15 protein-coding genes are annotated in these 15,211 nt (G+C 69.5%); 7 read left to right on the forward strand and 8 right to left on the reverse strand.

What is annotated here, in order from left to right; translation table 11 throughout:
• Positions 1–43: 43 nt before the first annotated feature.
• The gene (locus BQ2383_RS07830) at positions 44–1,048 is read right to left on the reverse strand and encodes a serine hydrolase domain-containing protein (protein WP_091032113.1); all 1,005 of its coding nucleotides are present in this window, start codon (positions 1,046–1,048) and stop codon (positions 44–46) included.
• Positions 1,049–1,094: 46 nt separating this feature from the next.
• Positions 1,095–2,099, reverse strand: a complete 1,005-nt coding sequence (locus tag BQ2383_RS07835; RefSeq protein WP_029264405.1) for a LacI family DNA-binding transcriptional regulator — start codon at positions 2,097–2,099, stop codon at positions 1,095–1,097.
• A gap of 164 nt (positions 2,100–2,263) precedes the next feature.
• Here BQ2383_RS07835 and BQ2383_RS07840 point away from each other — a divergent pair, with 164 nt between their 5' ends.
• Genes BQ2383_RS07840 through BQ2383_RS07855 form a run of 4 tightly spaced genes read left to right on the forward strand, consistent with a single transcriptional unit; the run spans position 2,264 to position 7,713 of the window.
• Complete coding sequence (locus BQ2383_RS07840) at positions 2,264–3,559, forward strand: extracellular solute-binding protein (protein ID WP_091032116.1); 1,296 nt, start codon at positions 2,264–2,266, stop codon at positions 3,557–3,559.
• Positions 3,540–4,478, forward strand: a complete 939-nt coding sequence (locus BQ2383_RS07845; RefSeq protein WP_051662406.1) for a carbohydrate ABC transporter permease — start codon at positions 3,540–3,542, stop codon at positions 4,476–4,478. The genes BQ2383_RS07840 and BQ2383_RS07845 overlap by 20 nt, the downstream gene beginning before the upstream one ends.
• Positions 4,475–5,365: a carbohydrate ABC transporter permease gene (locus BQ2383_RS07850; RefSeq protein ID WP_029264402.1), complete on the forward strand. Its 891-nt coding sequence runs from the start codon at positions 4,475–4,477 to the stop codon at positions 5,363–5,365. Before BQ2383_RS07845 ends, BQ2383_RS07850 begins: the two co-directional genes overlap by 4 nt.
• Positions 5,366–5,367: 2 nt before the next feature.
• Entirely contained in the window at positions 5,368–7,713 is a 2,346-nt protein-coding gene (locus BQ2383_RS07855) for a glycoside hydrolase family 3 N-terminal domain-containing protein (RefSeq protein WP_091032118.1), read from the forward strand.
• Positions 7,714–7,719: 6 nt separating this feature from the next.
• On the opposite strand, the gene BQ2383_RS07860 is transcribed toward BQ2383_RS07855, so the two are convergent.
• From BQ2383_RS07860 to BQ2383_RS07870, 3 genes are all read right to left on the reverse strand, one after another.
• Positions 7,720–8,346 (reverse strand): DUF1684 domain-containing protein, encoded by a 627-nt coding sequence (locus BQ2383_RS07860; RefSeq protein ID WP_091032121.1) that lies wholly within the window; start codon positions 8,344–8,346, stop codon positions 7,720–7,722.
• Positions 8,347–8,355: 9 nt separating this feature from the next.
• Positions 8,356–9,207: a hypothetical protein gene (locus BQ2383_RS07865; RefSeq protein ID WP_091032125.1), complete on the reverse strand. Its 852-nt coding sequence runs from the start codon at positions 9,205–9,207 to the stop codon at positions 8,356–8,358.
• An 85-nt stretch (positions 9,208–9,292) separates the two neighbouring features.
• Positions 9,293–9,943, reverse strand: coding sequence for an MIP/aquaporin family protein (locus BQ2383_RS07870; protein ID WP_091032128.1), 651 nt, complete (start codon positions 9,941–9,943; stop codon positions 9,293–9,295).
• 262 nt (positions 9,944–10,205) lie between these two features.
• On the opposite strand from BQ2383_RS07870, the gene BQ2383_RS07875 reads away from it, so the two are divergent.
• Positions 10,206–11,597, forward strand: a complete 1,392-nt coding sequence (locus BQ2383_RS07875) for an APC family permease (protein ID WP_244175936.1) — start codon at positions 10,206–10,208, stop codon at positions 11,595–11,597.
• On the forward strand, positions 11,584–11,790 hold the full coding sequence (locus BQ2383_RS07880) for a multidrug transporter (RefSeq protein ID WP_091032134.1): 207 nt from the start codon (positions 11,584–11,586) through the stop codon (positions 11,788–11,790). Before BQ2383_RS07875 ends, BQ2383_RS07880 begins: the two co-directional genes overlap by 14 nt.
• Positions 11,791–11,798: 8 nt before the next feature.
• On the opposite strand, the gene BQ2383_RS07885 is transcribed toward BQ2383_RS07880, so the two are convergent.
• The 3 genes from BQ2383_RS07885 to BQ2383_RS07895 all read right to left on the reverse strand — a co-directional run bounded on the left by BQ2383_RS07885 (position 11,799) and on the right by BQ2383_RS07895 (position 14,784).
• The gene (locus tag BQ2383_RS07885) at positions 11,799–12,377 is read right to left on the reverse strand and encodes an isochorismatase family protein (protein ID WP_091032137.1); all 579 of its coding nucleotides are present in this window, start codon (positions 12,375–12,377) and stop codon (positions 11,799–11,801) included.
• Positions 12,378–12,451: 74 nt separating this feature from the next.
• Positions 12,452–13,468, reverse strand: coding sequence for a magnesium/cobalt transporter CorA (gene corA / locus BQ2383_RS07890; RefSeq protein WP_091032326.1), 1,017 nt, complete (start codon positions 13,466–13,468; stop codon positions 12,452–12,454).
• A gap of 38 nt (positions 13,469–13,506) precedes the next feature.
• Entirely contained in the window at positions 13,507–14,784 is a 1,278-nt protein-coding gene (locus tag BQ2383_RS07895; RefSeq protein WP_091032140.1) for a serine hydrolase domain-containing protein, read from the reverse strand.
• Between the two features lie 97 nt (positions 14,785–14,881).
• Here BQ2383_RS07895 and BQ2383_RS07900 point away from each other — a divergent pair, with 97 nt between their 5' ends.
• Positions 14,882–15,193 (forward strand): DUF2470 domain-containing protein, encoded by a 312-nt coding sequence (locus BQ2383_RS07900; protein WP_091032143.1) that lies wholly within the window; start codon positions 14,882–14,884, stop codon positions 15,191–15,193.
• The last annotated feature ends 18 nt before the right edge of the window (positions 15,194–15,211 follow it).

Consider the following 15,211-nt stretch of genomic DNA (forward strand, 5'->3'; position numbering starts at 1 on the left):
GCCCGCGGGACGCACGCGATCACGGCGCGCAGGGCAACCACTCTCAGGGCCAGTCGACGGCCTCCAGGACCGGCCAGGCGCCGTCCGAGGCGTTCGCGATGACGGTTCCCGTCACGCCCGATTCGGGGTCGTGCCAGGTGCGCGCCGAGACTCCGGCGTCGTACCCCTCGAGGATCACGGTGCCCGATTCCCATCCGCGCCAGAAGCCCCGCGCGTAGCGCATGTTCTCGTCCTCGACCTCGTTCAGCGGTTCGGTGAGCACGGCCAGCATCTGCGCGCTCACGATCCGGTGATCGAACAGCGCCGTCCAGAACGCGTGCAGATCGGCGGCCGTCGTGGCCGCGCCGCCGTCTCCGCTCCCGCGCACCGGCAGATGGAGCACGTTCGTGCGGTCGTCGGTGTCGCCCAGGTACCCGAGAGCGAGATCCCCCGGCATGTCGTCGGTGCGGGGATATCCGCTCGACGCCATCCCGGCGGGAGCGAAGACGCGCTCCTGGACGAGCTCGTGGAACGGCGTCTTCGACGCGCGCTCCGCCACCAGCGCCAGCAGCACGAAACCGCTGTTGCAGTAGGCGAATCGCGAGCCCGGCGCGCTCACCTGCGGCCGGCCGTCGAGCACCGGCACGAACGCCTCGGTGTTGTCGAGCTCATGCAGGGGGCGGTCGATCACGTAGTCGGTGATCGAACCGCTCGACTCGTCGATGTAGTCGCCGATGCCCGACGTGTGGGACAGCAGGTGCTCGACCGTGACGGTGTCGTCGACGAGCGGGAGATCGTCGCCGAGGAAGGGCCTCACCAGGCCGTCGAGCGCGAGCGTCCCGTCATCGACGAGCGCTCCGATCGTGACCGCGGTGAAACCCTTCGCGATGCTGGCGACGCCGCACCGGCTCTCCGCCGCCATCGGCAGGCCGTGGGCGCGGTCCGCGAGCCCGTACCCGCGGGCGAACGGTTCTTCGCCGGGACGGTCGACGCGGATCACCCCGCTGAATCCGTTCGCCTCGGCGGCCTCGTGCAGGGCCAGTGCGACATCCGTTCTCGCAGTGGTCATGTGTCCGTACCCCTTCTCGTACTCGTCTTCGCTGACGGGTCTTCTCTTACTCGTTTCCGATCGCGGCGGTGGTCGCCCGCACGACCAGTCTGGTGGGTAGCGTGACGTGCATCTCCTCGACGGGCTGCCCGGCGAGGAGGGCGAAGACCATCTCGGCCGCCACCGACCCCAGGCGTCGCATCGGCTGCTGGATCGTGGTGAGCGGCAGGGCGCGGCGGGAGGCCTCCGGCACGTCGTCGAAACCGACCACCGAGAGGTCTTCCGGCACCCGGAGCCCGAGCTCGTGCGCGACCTCGATCACGGCGATGGCCGAGAGGTCGTTCGCGGCGAACACGGCCGTGGGCCGGGAGGGTCCGGCCAGCAGGATCCGCGCCGAGTCCCTCGTGGTCTCGAGCTCGTAGCGTCCCGAGCGGATCAGGTCGGGATCCACCGGGATGCCGGCGTCGCTCAGCGCGCGTCGATACCCGGCATCACGTAGTCCGGCGGAGCGCAGATCGGGGCGCCCACCCAGGAAGCTGATGCGGCGGTGGCCGAGGTCGAGCAGGTGCCGGGTCGCCGTCAGCGCGCCGCCGAAGCTGTCCGACTCGACGGTCGGCAGGTCGGCGCGGCCGGTGTGCGGATCGATGGCGACGACCGGGATCTCGGTCGACGCTCCGACGACCGTGGGGGTGACCATGATCGCGGCGTCGATGAGGGTGCCGGAGAGCCGACTGAGTGACCGCCGCTCCCATCCTTCGCCCTGTCCGTGCCGCGAACCGCTGTACGCCAGCAGGTCGAAGGCGGTGTCGTGCACGGCCGCACCGACGCCCTTGAGGATCTCGGCGCTGAAGGGCTCGAAGTCGGCCAGGAGCACCCCGATCACACCGGTGCGCCTGGCGCGCATGCTGCTGGCCACCAGGCTCGATTCGTAACCGAGCTCCTGCACCACGTCGAGTACGCGCCGGACCGTCGCATCCGCTATCCCGTAGCGCCCGTTGACCGCCTTGGAGACGGTCGACACCGAGACGCCGGCGGCCTTCGCGACGTCGTGGATCGTGGTTCTCCCGCTCATGGTCGCCCAGCGTATCCGGGGATGCGGCCTCGATGGAAACTGTTTTCGAAAACGTTTGACGACTCCCTCGAACGACAGCAGACTGCAACGCGACGCGGTCACACCCCCTGATGCCGCGGCGCCTGCAGAGACGCGGCGCAACTCTCGATGAGGAGAACCATCACATGAACAGCACACGGCGTTCCTTGATCTCCGCGGCCGCGATAGCCGCCGTCGGAACTCTCGCACTCAGCGGGTGCACGGCCAGCACCCCCGACGGCGGAGGCGGCGGCGACGCCGCCATGACGCTCTGGCACAACTCCACCACCGGACCCGGCGTGGAGTTCTGGGAGCAGACCGTCGCCGACTTCGAGAAGGAGAACCCCGGGGTCACGATCGAGATCCAGTCGGTCCAGAACGAAGACCTCGACGGCAAGCTCCAGACCGCGCTCAACTCCGGCGATGCTCCCGACATCTTCCTGCAGCGCGGTGGCGGAAAGATGGCCGCGATGGTCAAGGCCGGCCAGCTCAAGGACCTGACCGACTCGATCAGCGGTGGCGCTGCCGAGGAGATCTCCGACGCCGCCTACTCGGCCAGCAGCCTCGACGACAAGATCTACGCGATGCCGGTGGCCGTGCTCCCCGGCGGACTCTTCTACAGCCAGGACCTGTTCGACGAGGCCGGCATCACCGAGAACCCCACCACGATGGACGAGCTCGAGACGGCGACCGAGAAGCTCAAGGCCGCCGGCATCGACCCGGTCGCCCTCGGCGCGAAGGATGCCTGGCCCGCCGCCCACTGGTACTACTGGCTGGCGCTGCGCGAGTGCAGTGCCGAGACGCTCGCCAAGGCCGCCGACGAGATGAACTTCGACGACGACTGCTGGGTGCGCGCGGGCGAAGACCTGCAGGCGTTCGCGGCCACCGAGCCGTTCAACTCCGGCTTCCTCACCACCACCGCCCAGCAGGGTGCGGGTAGCTCGGCGGGTCTCATCGCCAACCACCAGGCCGGCATGGAGCTCATGGGCGCCTGGAACCCCGGCGTCATCGGATCGCTCACGCCCGACCAGAAGCCGCTGCCCGACCTGTCGTGGTTCCCGTTCCCCGAGGTCGAGGGCGGCGACGGTGAAGCCGGCTCGATGATGGGCGGCGTCGACGGATACTCGTGCTCGGTGGATGCGCCCGACGCCTGCGTCGACTTCCTCAACTACCTCGGCACGTCCGACGTGCAGACCGCCTACTACAAGGCGTTCAACGCCCCGCCGGTCAACACCGTGGCGCAGGAGGCCGTGACCGAGCAGTACCTGAAGGACATCCTCGCGGCCTACAACGCGGCGCCGTACGCGACGCAGTGGCTCGACACGGTCTACGGACAGAACGTGGGCAACGCGCTCAACGTCGCCGTGGTCAACATGCTCGCCGGTCAAGGAACCCCGGAGGACATCGTCAAGGCCGTCCAGGATGCCGCAGCCAAGGCATAAGGCGGCCGCCCGGCTGGAAGTGATCCTTCTGGCCGGGCCCGCCCTCCTGGTCTTCCTCGCCTTCGTCATCTTCCCGGTGCTGATGGCGGGCTACTACGGCTTCTTCAGCTGGCAGGGCTACGGCCCGCCCACCGACTTCGTCGGGTTGAAGAACTATCTGACGATCCTGCAGGACCCGCTGTTCCACGATGCGCTGGCCCACAACGGATTCATCCTCGTGTTCTCGCTCATCCTGCAGGGACCGGCGGCGATCCTCCTCGCGCTCCTGCTCAACCGGCGGATGCGCGGCCAGTCGCTGATCCGCGTGCTGATCTTCATCCCCTACGTGATCTCCGAGGTCGTGGTGGGCACGGGCTGGAGCCTGATGCTGCAGACCAGCGGCGCGTTCAACGACCTGCTGGAGAAGATGGGCCTCGGGTTCCTCGCGAACGACTGGCTGTCGAACCCCGACATCGCGATCTGGACGCTGATGGTGATCATCACCTGGAAGTACGTCGGGTTCGCGGTGATCCTGTTCCTCGCGGGGCTCCAGGGCATTCCGGAGGAGCTGCACGAGGCCGCCTCGATCGACGGCGCCTCGTACTGGCAGATCCAGTGGCGCATCACGCTGCCGCTGCTCGCGCCGACCCTGCGCATCTGGGCGTTCCTGTCGATCATCGGCTCGCTGCAGCTGTTCGACCTGGTCTACATCATCTGGGGGCAGTACATCGCCTCCACGGCCGGCACCTCGACCATGGCGACCTACATGGTCTCCGAGGGTCGCAACGCCGGCAACTTCGGGTACGGCAACGCGGTCGCGGTCGTCCTGTTCCTGATCTCGCTCGTCGTGGCGCTGATCTACCAGCGCGCGGTGCTGCGACGCGACACGGACGGCGCCCTCACCGGCGCCCCTGCACGGAAGAAGAGGACGACGCGATGACCGCCACCTCGGTACTCGTCACCCAGCGACCCGGACGCGCCGGACGCCCCGGACGCGCTCCGCGCCCGCGGCCACCCTGGGCCAACCCGACCGTGTACTTCGTCGCGCTGATCGTCGTCGGGCTCATGCTCGCCCCGATCGCGTACATCATCATCGGCGGATTCCGCACGAACGCGCAGATCACGACCGACCCGTCGGGGATGCCGCAGCCGTGGGTGTTCTCGAACTACTTCGACGTCATCACCGGTGGCGTGTTCTGGCGGCAGGTGCTCAATTCCACCATCGTCGCCCTCGCCACCACGATCGGAGTCGTCGCGCTCGGACTGATGGCCGCGTACGTGCTCGCCCGCTACCGGTTCGCCGGACGCGGAGTGCTCTACGCGTTCTTCGCCGCGGGGCTCATGTTCCCGCTGACGGTCGCGATCACCCCGCTGTACATCGTGGTGCGCAGCCTCGGGCTGATGAACTCGCTCGGCGGGGTCATCCTGCCGCAGATCGCCTTCGCCCTGCCGACGACGATCATCATCCTGGTCCCGTTCCTGCGCGCGATCCCCGACGAGATCCAGGAGGCGGCGTTCATCGACGGATGCAGCCGGATCGGCTTCTTCTGGCGCATGGTTCTGCCGCTCTCGATCCCCGGCGTGATCACCACCGGCATCCTCGCGTTCATCGGCAGCTGGAACGGCTACCTCCTCCCCCTGTTCGTGCTCAACGATGCGGCGGCGTTCACGCTTCCGCTCGGCGTGCAGTCGTTCGCGTCTCAGTACTCGGTCGACACCGCGAAGGTGCTGGCCTTCACGTCGCTGTCGATGATCCCGGCCCTGATCTTCTTCAGCCTGTTCGAGCGCCGCATCGTCGGCGGACTGACCGGCGCGGTCAAGGGCTGACGATGTCGACGCAGACCCCACAGAAAGAGACGCACGTGCTCGCTCCCACACCCCGCCCCCGATTCTCCGCGCGCGTCGAGGGCCTCCTCGAGCAGATGACGCTCGAGGAGAAGCAGGCGCAGCTCGTCGGCTTCTGGGTGGATCAGGGAGACGAGCTCGTCGCCCCGATGGCCGGCGAGAAGAAGACCTCGACCCGGTACGAGGATGCGACGGCGCACGGCATCGGCCACCTGACCCGCGTGTACGGCACGCGCCCGGTCGACCCGATCGAGCGCGCGCAGTGGCTGTGGGGTGAGCAGGCACGGCTGCAGCGCGAGACCCGACTGGGCATCCCGGCCCTCGTGCACGAGGAGTGCCTGACCGGCCTGGCCGCCTGGCAGGCGGCGACCTTCCCGACCCCGCTCGCGTGGGGAGCATCCTTCGATCCCGAGCTGGTCGAGGAGGTGGGGCGGGCGATCGGGTCGTCCATGCGGACACTCGGCATCCATCAGGGACTCGCTCCCGTGCTCGACGTCGTCCGCGATCCGCGGTGGGGGCGCGTCGACGAGTGCATCGCCGAGGACCCGCTGCTCGTGGGAACCGTCGGCACCGCCTACGTCCGCGGCCTGCAGTCGGAGGGGGTGCACGCCACCCTCAAGCACTTCGTCGGCTACTCGGCGTCGACCGCCGGCCGCAATCACGCGCCGGTGCACGCCGGGCGGCGCGAGATCGAAGACGTGCTGCTTCCGCCGTTCGAGATGGCCGTGCGCGAGGGCGGGGTGCGCAGCGTCATGAACTCGTACACCGACATCGACGGGGTGCCGGTGGCCGCGGACCCGTACTACCTCGACGAGGTGCTGCGCGGACGCTGGGGGTTCGACGGGGTGGTCGTGTCGGACTACTTCGCCGTGGACTTCCTGCAGAGTATGCACCACGTCGCGGCCGACTCCGCGCAGGCCGCCGCGCTGGCGATCACCGCCGGGATCGACGTGGAGCTGCCCTCGCCCGACGCGTACACGACCCTCGCCGCGCAGGTGCGCGACGGGTCGCTGGAGCAGAGCATCCTGGACCGGGCAGTCGGACGCGTCCTGACGCAGAAGGAGGAGCTGGGACTGCTGGATGCCGACTTCACGGTCGCGCCCGACGCGATCGACCTGGATTCCCCCGAGCATCGCGCACTCGCCCGCCGCCTCGCGGAGGAGTCGATCGTGCTGCTGAGCAACGACGGCGTGCTGCCGCTGGATGCCTCCGGTGCGCCACAGATCGCCGTGATCGGACCGAACGCCGACAGCGCGGAGGCCCTCATGGGGTGCTACTCGTTCGTGAACCATGTGCTCGCGCATCACCCCGAGGTGCCGGCCGGCATCGCCCTGCCGAGCGTGCTCGACGGACTCCGTGCCGAGCTCCCCGCGGCCACCATCACCCATGTCGTCGGTGGCGAGGTCGAGGGCGAGGACCGCAGTGGATTCCCGGCCGCGGTCGCCTCCGCCGACGAGGCCGACGTGGCGATCGTCGTGGTCGGCGACCGCGCTGGACTGTTCGGGCGCGGCACGGTCGGCGAAGGCAACGACGTCGACTCGCTGGAACTGCCCGGGGTGCAGCGCGCGCTGGTCGAAGCCGTCGTCGCGACCGGAACCCCGGTGGTGGTGGTCGCCCTCACCGGTCGGCCGTATGCCCTGGACTGGGCACTGCCGCATCGGGAATCGGGGGCCGGCCTGACCGCCGGTCTCGGTTCGGTGAACTCGCCTGCCCCGTCCGGCTCCGCCACCGCGGAGAAACGCAAGGTCCCGGCGGCCGTGCTGCAGGCCTTCTTCCCCGGCGAAGAAGGGGGTCCGGCCGTCGCGGCCGTGTTGAGCGGGGCCATCGCCCCGTCGGGACGGCTCCCGGTGTCGCTGCCGCGGTCCGCGGGCGTGCAGCCGTATTCGTACCTGCATCCCGCGCTCGGTGGACGCACGGACGTGTCGAGCGTCGATCCGTCGCCGGCGCGGCCGTTCGGGTTCGGACTCGGCTACACGACCTTCACGCACGAGCAGCTGACCGCGGACGCGACGGTCCGTGCGGGCGCAGAGTTCCGGGCGTCCGTGCTCGTGCGCAACTCCGGCACCCGCGCGGGCACCGACGTCGTGCAGCTGTATGCGCACGACGAGGTCGGGAGCGTGGCCCGCCCGGTCGCGCAGTTGATCGGGTTCCAGCGGGTCGCGCTGGAAGCGGGCGCGGAGCAGCGCGTGGAGTTCACGGTGCCGACCGAGCGCCTCGCATTCACGGGCGTCGACGGTGTGCGGAGGGTGGAACCGGGGCGGATCCGGCTGTGGGTCGGGGGCGCCTGTGACGACGAGGAGACTTCGACCGCGATCGAGATCGTCGGCTGAGAGCCGTCAGTACATCTCCCCGACGGGGACGGGAACGGCGAGCACGTTGCCCGGCTGCGCGAGCGGGCATGCCCAGGCCGGGTCGTACGCGCAGGACGGGTTGTAGGCGAAGTTGAAGTCGAGCACGATCGTGCCGCGCGCGGCATCCGATCCCAGGTCGGCGCCTTTGATCGTGTCGATCAGATAGCGGCCGCCGCCGTACGTCCCGCCCTCGCGTCCGGCGAGCGCGTCGCGCACCGGGATGAACAGGCCGCCGCCGTAAGTCGTGAGTCGCCAGACGTCGAGCGATCCGGCATCGGGGATCTCGACCCGGCCGATGCGCTCGAACGGCACGACGCCGTCGGTCCCGGTCGCGAAGTCGAAGCCGCCGGGGTCGGCGGGCAGGATCGGCAGCTCGAAGCGCCAGTCGGGGTCGTACGAGGCGAGGGGCAGCCCCTCGAACAGCGGCCGGTCCTCGGGCAGCAGCGGCGTCGCGGGGTGATGGAGCATCAGCTCGTCGCGCTCCATCCGCCACAGCTCGTGGGCGTCTTCGGGAGAGTCGGCGAGACGCACGGCGTCGTACAGGGCGAAGACCCGGCGGCGCCAGTCGGCGACTTCGAGGGCGGTCCGGGCGCTCGTGCGGGTGCTCGTCATGCGTCCAGGCTACGGGCCGGGCAGCGGGTGCGAGGCGGATCCGGCGATCATCTCGGCGTACCCCTCTTCGTAGGTGGGGTAGTCGAGACGCCCGAGCAGCGAGTGGAGCAGCGACCCGTCGTACACGAACCCGCGCGGGCCGTCGGATGCCTCGTCGGGTGGAACTTCGACGCCCAGCTCCCCGGCGAGGAAGCGGACGACGTCGCCGAGAGGTGCCGGCCTCTCATCGACCGCGTGCACCAGCCGTGGCGCATCGTCGGTGCGCAGGAGCAGGTCGAGCGTGCGCACGAGGTCGGTCTCGTGGATGCGGTTCGTGAGCCGGGAGTGGTCGACCGCCGCGCCCTCGCGGACCTTGCGCAGCAGGAACTCGCGACCGGGGCCGTAGATCCCCGCCGGGCGCACGACCACGGCGCCGAACAGCTCGGCCGCCGAGCGCTCGCCGTCACGGAGCCCCCGCGAGCGCTCGGTCTCCGCCGCGGGCTCATCCTGCTCGGTGAGAGGACGGTCGGCCTCGGCGCCTTCGAAGATGCTCCCCTCGAAGACGCCGGTCGACGACACGAACACGGTGCGCGCGGGTATCGCGGGCAGGGCATCCCGAAGGTGGCCGAGCGCCGTGTGGTAGGAGTGTTCTGCGGCGCCCGGCGGCAGCGTGATCACGATCGCGTCGACGGCAGGCAGCGGCGTCGTGAGCGGCTGGGAGAGATCAGCGCGGATGCCGACCACGCCGGCGGGCAGCTCCCCGTCGCTCCGCCGCAACGCGAAGACCTCACCGCCATCGGCGAGAAGCCGGGGCGCGAGGCGCGCGCCGAGCTTGCCGAATCCGACCAGGAGTGTGCGCCGCGGCGCCGGGGTGGTTTCCATCGGTCCCAGGCTCCCACAGGTCCCGCACACGCAGAAGCGCCGCACCCTCCGAGGAGGATGCGGCGCTTCCGCCGTGCAGGGGGAGTTACTCCGCTGCGGCGATCTTCTTGGCGTCGTCCGTGTTGAGCACGCGGAACAGGATCGCGGCGATCACGGCGCCCACGACCGGGGCGACGATGTAGAGCCACAGCGAGCTCCAGGCGAAGTGCCCGCTGACCGAGAGGCCGAGCGCGACGGCCGGGTTGAAGCCGCCACCCGAGATGGAGCCGACGGTGGCCGCACCGACGAACACGGTCGCACCGATCGCGAGGCCGTAGAACGAGTTGCCCGCGGTGTCCTTCGACGTGGCGGTGTTGAGCACGACCCACACGAGGATCAGCGTGAACAGCGCCTCGACGAGGAAGGCCGGGCCGACCTCGATGACCATGGCCTCTTCACCGGCCGGCCAGACCGACATGCTGACGAGTGCGGCCACCGCACCACCGACGAACTGCGCGATGAGGTAGGCGATGAAGTCGGCGACGCTGAGACCGCCGCGCAGGAACACGCCGACCGAGACGGCCGGGTTCAGGTGGGCACCCGAGATGTGCCCCGTGGAGAACACGAGCACCATCAGGGTGAAACCGATCGCGAGGGGCGTCAGCGGGCTGTCGCTGTTCACCGCCGCGATGATCGCGAGAACGAAGAGGAAGGTGGCGACCGCTTCTGCGAGCGCCTTGCGTGCCGTACCGGTCATGAGAGAGCCCTTTGCTTGGGAATTCAGGAGAGGGGAAAGTCATCCGTTTGCCCGCGCACCCTGGCCGACGCACCCCTCGTGCGGCACCGACGCTATCGCTGCGCGCGCCGGAATATCGGGATGCCGCGCGGTATTGCTGTGAAATCCCTGAACTCGCTCCCGAGCGACGATCGCCGTGACATCCACGCCGCTCGGATGCCGGAGCCAGGGCGGTGATGTCAACCCCGTGGTCCGCGCCTCCCCTCCCCCGTAGCGTGCGAGGATGACCACCGAGACTGCCTCCGGCGCCGAGGCCCCCACGCGGCTGAGACGAGCGATCACCGGCCCGCTGCTGTTCGCCTTCATCCTCGGAGATGTGCTCGGTGCGGGCATCTACGCGCTGATGGGTGTGCTCTCCGAGAAGGTGGGCGGCATGCTGTGGGCGCCGCTGCTCCTCGCGCTGCTGCTCGCCATGCTCACCGCCGGCTCCTACGCCGAACTGGTCACCAAGTACCCACGCGCGGGCGGGGCCGCGGTCTTCGCCGAGCGCGCGTTCCACAGCCCGCTCGTCTCGTTCCTCGTGGGCTTCAGCATGCTCGCGGCGGGCGTGACCAGCGCGGCAGGACTCGCCATCGCGTTCGCGGGCGACTACCTGGGCACCTTCCTCGACCTGCCGACGATCCCGGTGGCCATCGCCTTCCTCGCCCTGGTCGGCCTGCTGAATGCCCGCGGCATCCGCGAATCCCTGGGGGCCAACCTCGTGATGACCGCGATCGAGCTCAGCGGACTCGTCATCGTGATCGCCGTGGTCGCGATCTTCCTCGGCGGCGGGGGTGGCGACGTCTCCCGCATCGGGCAGGCGCCAGAGGGAACGAGCGTTGCCATGGCGGTGCTCTCCGGAGCAGTCATCGCGTACTACTCGTTCGTCGGCTTCGAGACCTCGGCCAACATGATCGAAGAAGTGAAGAACCCGCGGCGCACCTACCCTCGCGCCCTGTTCGGAGCACTCATCACCGCCGGCGCGGTCTACGTCCTCGTCGGCCTCGCGAGCTCGATCGCCCTCCCGCCCGCCGAGCTGCAGGAGTCCAGCGGCCCCCTGCTCGCCGTTGTCGAGGCCACGGGCGTCAGCATCCCCTCCTGGCTGTTCAGCCTCATCGCCCTCGTCGCCGTCGCGAACGGCGCCCTGCTGACCATGATCATGGTCAGTCGCCTCACCTACGGCATGGCCGAGCAGGGCCTGCTGCCGCCGGTGCTCGGCCGCGTGCTGCCGAAGCGGAAGACGCCGTGGGTCGCGATCCTCACCACCACGCTCGTCGCGATGGGGCTGACCCTCGTCGGCGATCTGGCCACGCTCGCCGAGACCGTGGTCCTGCTGCTCCTGGTCGTCTTCCTCAGCGTGAACATCTCGGTGCTGGTCCTCCGGCGCGATCACGTCGAGAACGATCACTTCCGGGTCTGGACGTTCGTCCCCGTGCTCGGCATCGCCTCGTGCATCCTGCTGCTCACCCAGCAGCGCCCCGTCGTCTGGCTCTTCGGTGCGATCCTGCTCGCCGTCGGCGGTGTCCTGTACCTGCTCACCCGCTGGAACCGGAAGCGCACCGGTGGCGCACCACTCGGGACCGGCCCGAAACCTGACACCGCAACCGACCCGAAGGAGAACCATGAGCACGCCTGAGAACAACGCCGATGAGATGACGAGCACCGAGAAGCGCCACGATCAGCTCACCGCCGCGCCGGATGCGACCGAGGCTGATGCCGCCCCGCGCATCGAGGTCAGCGAGCACGACGGCAACACCCGGATCGACATCGCCCCCGACGCTCCGGTGCGTCCGGGCCCTGGTCCGGGGGTCGAGGCCGACGAGGACTGATCCGCGGTTCAGACGCCCGCGGTTGCGCCGATCCGCTCCTGTGTGCTCGTGACGGTCGCGAACCCGCGTGCCGAGAGGATGCTCTCGGTGCGGCGCATGAGGTCCTCCCCCGACACGGCGGCGAGCGCACCGTGAGCCGGGATGGCGGAGGTGGTCGTCGCATCCGTCACGAACTCGACCTCGAAGCCCAGGTCGGCGGCGATACGGGTGGTCGTCTCGCAGCACTGCTCCGTGCGGATGCCGCAGACGACGACGCGGCGGATGCCTGCACGCCGCAGTCGCTCCTCGAGGTCGGTCGAGCCGAACGCGTTGACGGTGGTCTTGGTGAGCGCGTCCTCGGAATCCCGAGGCTCGAGTTCCTCGATCACCCGCACGAATCCGTTGGCGGGATCGAACACGCCTCCGGTACCCGGTTCGGAGTGGGTGATCCACACGACCGGGTCGCCGATCTCGCGGGCATGCGCGACGAGGAGTGCGATGTTGTCGAGCACCGCCGGGTTCGCGGTCGCCGCCCAGTCGTCGGCGCGCTGGCGGAACGACTCCTGTGCATCGATGACCAGCAGGGCGGTGTCGGGAGAAGTCGTCATGGGCTCATCGTGATCGCCGCCGAGGCGCCGAGCAAGGTCCCATCCGGCCAACGACCGCATGGTTCCGGCCAGCGTCAGAGCCAGCCCTTGCGCTTGAACGCCGCGTACAGGCCGAATCCCAGCGCGACCATCATGCCGACTGCCATCGGATAGCCCAGCAGCCAGTGCAGCTCCGGCATGTGATCGAAGTTCATGCCGTAGATCGTGCCGACGAGTGTCGGGGCGAACAGGATCGCCGCCCATCCGGAGATCTTCTTGACCTCGTCGTTCTGGCGGATGCTGAGCTCCGTCATCCGCCGCATCTCCTCGTTCTGCCGGCGGGCCACGATCGTCGACTCGACGGTGAGGGCGTTGTCGAGGACGGTCCGGAAGGTCGTCGCTCGGTCGCTCACTCGGAGTGTGTGATCGAGCACGTCGCGCAGGTAGCTCCGCAGTTCCTCCCCCACCAGATACTTGTCCGAGCCGCGCAGCAGCGCCTCGAGCATTCCGGAGAGCGGCTGCGTCGCGCGCTGGAAATCGATGACCTCCCTGCCGAGCTCGTAGATGCGCTGCGTGGCATCCACGTCTTCCTCGAAGAGCTGGCTCTCGATCTCGTCGATGTCGTTCTCGAGTCCCGCGAGGACCGGCGCGTACTCGTCGACGACCTCGTCGAGGATGGCGTACAGCACGGCTTCGGGACCGAGGGCGAGCAGCGCGGGGTCGCCCTCCAGCCGGTGCCGCACGCGTCCGAGGTCGGGCGATTCTGCGTGCCTGATCGTCACGACGAAATCGGGGCCGACCAGCACGTGTACTTCGCCGAACTCGACCTCCTCGGCCTCGTCGAGGTAGCGGGCCGGGCGCAGCACCATGAACAGCACATCGCCGTAGCGCTCCAGCTTGGCGCGCTGGTGCCCCGAGAGAGCATCCTCGACGACGAGGGCGTGGATGCCGAACTCGTCGGCGACCTCGCGGATCTCTTCCTCACTGGGCCGGTACAGCCCGATCCAGCTCATCCCGCCGCGTTCCCGCATGCGCTCGAACGTCTCGCTCAGGCTCTGCGGATTCTCGGTGCGCACACCGTCCACGTAGATCGCGTTGTCGATGATCGCCATCGTCGCCCTTCCCTTCCGCACCGAGGTCGGGCCGGTGGTCACTCCGCAGGCGGCGGCACGCAGGCGAGCGCGGACTTCGAGATCGCCTCGTGGTACTGCTCCGCCGTGAAGGGGAGCCCGAACTCCGGCGCCGTCTGGCCGGACGCCGCGGGGGCCTTCGACGCGATCGCCGCGAGCTCCCACGACAGCTGCTGCGCGATCGCCACGCCTGCCGTCGAGTCGTTCAGCACCACGGCGACGGTGAACCCGGTCGCCGGATCGGAGTATGCGGCCGTGGCGTAGCCCGGGACCGAGCCGTGCTGACCGACCATCGAGCCCACGAGGAACGCCCCACCGGCGGTCTGGAACCAGGACGGGTCGTGTGCGCCGGCCGGGAGCGGGCTGCCGAAGCGAGCCGGTTTGTCCTTCGTGCGCAGCACCTGCTTCGCCTCGGCCTGGACGTAGCGACCGAGATCGGTGATGTTGGAGACCACGCCGGAGTCGGTGTAACCGGAGCTGGCCGAGAGCGTGGTGATGTCGACCGGGGCGGCGCAGTTGAAGCCGCCTTCGACAGCCGACATGTAGTGCCCGTTCAACGGGGTGTCTCCCGGCGCAGCCGGCGTCGAGCCGGGGAGCGAGGTGGCGGCGAGTTCGAGCGGCTCCGTGACGTACTCCGCGATCAGTTCGGATGCCGACATGCCCGTGGCCCGCTCGAGAGCGAGGCCGAGGAGGAGGTATCCCGCGTCGGAATCGCGGAAGGTCGTCGCCGGTGCCACCCGCTCGCGGCCCAGCCCGTAGCCGGCGAGCTCCAGCGGAGCCCAGATGCGCTCCGGGGTGTTCAGTAGCGCGCCCTTGATCGTCGGCTCGGACGATCCGGCACCGCTCGTGCCGTTGCACAGGTCGAGGAGGGTGACGTCCTTCATGTCGGCGACGCCCGAGACGTACTTGGGCACCTTGGCGTCGAGCTTGACGGTCCCCTCGTCGGCGAGGGCGTAGAGCACGTCGCACGTCATGAGGCGGGTCACGTCGGCGACGCGGAAGGTCATATCGGTGGACAGCTCGCCGCCGTCGCGGTCCTGCGTGCCCGATGCGGTGACCCAGCTGCCGCTCCACGGGACCCAGACGCCCACGATCGCCCCGGAGGCGCCGGATGCGGTGAGCGCGTTGTCGACGGCCGCCTGCATGGCCTCGACCGTCGCGTCGGGCAGAGCGCCGTCCACCTGAGCCGGTGGCGTGTAGGTGAAGGAGCCTTCGGAGGAGCATCCGGTGAGGACGAGAGCGAGCACGGCCGCACTGGCCGCTGCGGCGCGCCAACGGCGCGACGAGAGAAGCTGCATGTAGAACCCCCGAGGATGTGTCTCCCGAGTCTAGAACGCGGATCCTGAAAGTCGGCCCCGCGCCGGGCGATCCCTGCGCGCGCGTAAGGTGAGAATCGTGTCCCACCTCTTCGATGCCGACGTGATCGCCGCCGTTCTCCGCCACATGAACGGCGACCACACCGACGACAATCTGCTCATCGCCCGCGCCTTCGCCGAGACCGACGCCGAGATCAGCGACTCCGTCATGACCGGCTTCGACGGCGATGGCGGGGTGTGGGCGATCACCGCCGGCGGCGCCGCCTCCGAGCTGCGCGTGCCGTGGCCCGGAGGACCCATCGCCGACCGCCCGTCGGTGCGTCGCGAGGTCGTGGCGCTCTATGACGAGGCCTGCGCCCGTCTCGGGGTCGAGCCGCGTCCGCACGCCTGATCGTCGCGGCGACGTGGC

The sequence above is a fragment of the Microbacterium oxydans genome (genome assembly GCF_900095745.1).
GTDB classification, from domain to species: Bacteria; Actinomycetota; Actinomycetes; order Actinomycetales; family Microbacteriaceae; genus Microbacterium; species Microbacterium oxydans_B.

What these genes read in the sequence shown, in the direction of transcription:
- BQ2383_RS07865 (WP_091032125.1), bottom strand. Translation starts at nt 9,207, where the DNA reads ATGGAAACCACCCCGGCGCCGCGGCGCACACTCCTGGTCGGATTCGGC.
- BQ2383_RS07840 (WP_091032116.1), top strand. Translation starts at nt 2,264, where the DNA reads ATGAACAGCACACGGCGTTCCTTGATCTCCGCGGCCGCGATAGCCGCC.
- BQ2383_RS07850 (WP_029264402.1), top strand. Translation starts at nt 4,475, where the DNA reads ATGACCGCCACCTCGGTACTCGTCACCCAGCGACCCGGACGCGCCGGA.
- BQ2383_RS07880 (WP_091032134.1), top strand. Translation starts at nt 11,584, where the DNA reads ATGAGCACGCCTGAGAACAACGCCGATGAGATGACGAGCACCGAGAAG.
- BQ2383_RS07895 (WP_091032140.1), bottom strand. Translation starts at nt 14,784, where the DNA reads ATGCAGCTTCTCTCGTCGCGCCGTTGGCGCGCCGCAGCGGCCAGTGCG.
- BQ2383_RS07870 (WP_091032128.1), bottom strand. Translation starts at nt 9,943, where the DNA reads ATGACCGGTACGGCACGCAAGGCGCTCGCAGAAGCGGTCGCCACCTTC.
- corA (WP_091032326.1), bottom strand. Translation starts at nt 13,468, where the DNA reads ATGGCGATCATCGACAACGCGATCTACGTGGACGGTGTGCGCACCGAG.
- BQ2383_RS07835 (WP_029264405.1), bottom strand. Translation starts at nt 2,099, where the DNA reads ATGAGCGGGAGAACCACGATCCACGACGTCGCGAAGGCCGCCGGCGTC.
- BQ2383_RS07855 (WP_091032118.1), top strand. Translation starts at nt 5,368, where the DNA reads ATGTCGACGCAGACCCCACAGAAAGAGACGCACGTGCTCGCTCCCACA.
- BQ2383_RS07875 (WP_244175936.1), top strand. Translation starts at nt 10,206, where the DNA reads ATGACCACCGAGACTGCCTCCGGCGCCGAGGCCCCCACGCGGCTGAGA.
- BQ2383_RS07830 (WP_091032113.1), bottom strand. Translation starts at nt 1,048, where the DNA reads ATGACCACTGCGAGAACGGATGTCGCACTGGCCCTGCACGAGGCCGCC.
- BQ2383_RS07860 (WP_091032121.1), bottom strand. Translation starts at nt 8,346, where the DNA reads ATGACGAGCACCCGCACGAGCGCCCGGACCGCCCTCGAAGTCGCCGAC.
- BQ2383_RS07845 (WP_051662406.1), top strand. Translation starts at nt 3,540, where the DNA reads ATGCCGCAGCCAAGGCATAAGGCGGCCGCCCGGCTGGAAGTGATCCTT.
- BQ2383_RS07885 (WP_091032137.1), bottom strand. Translation starts at nt 12,377, where the DNA reads ATGACGACTTCTCCCGACACCGCCCTGCTGGTCATCGATGCACAGGAG.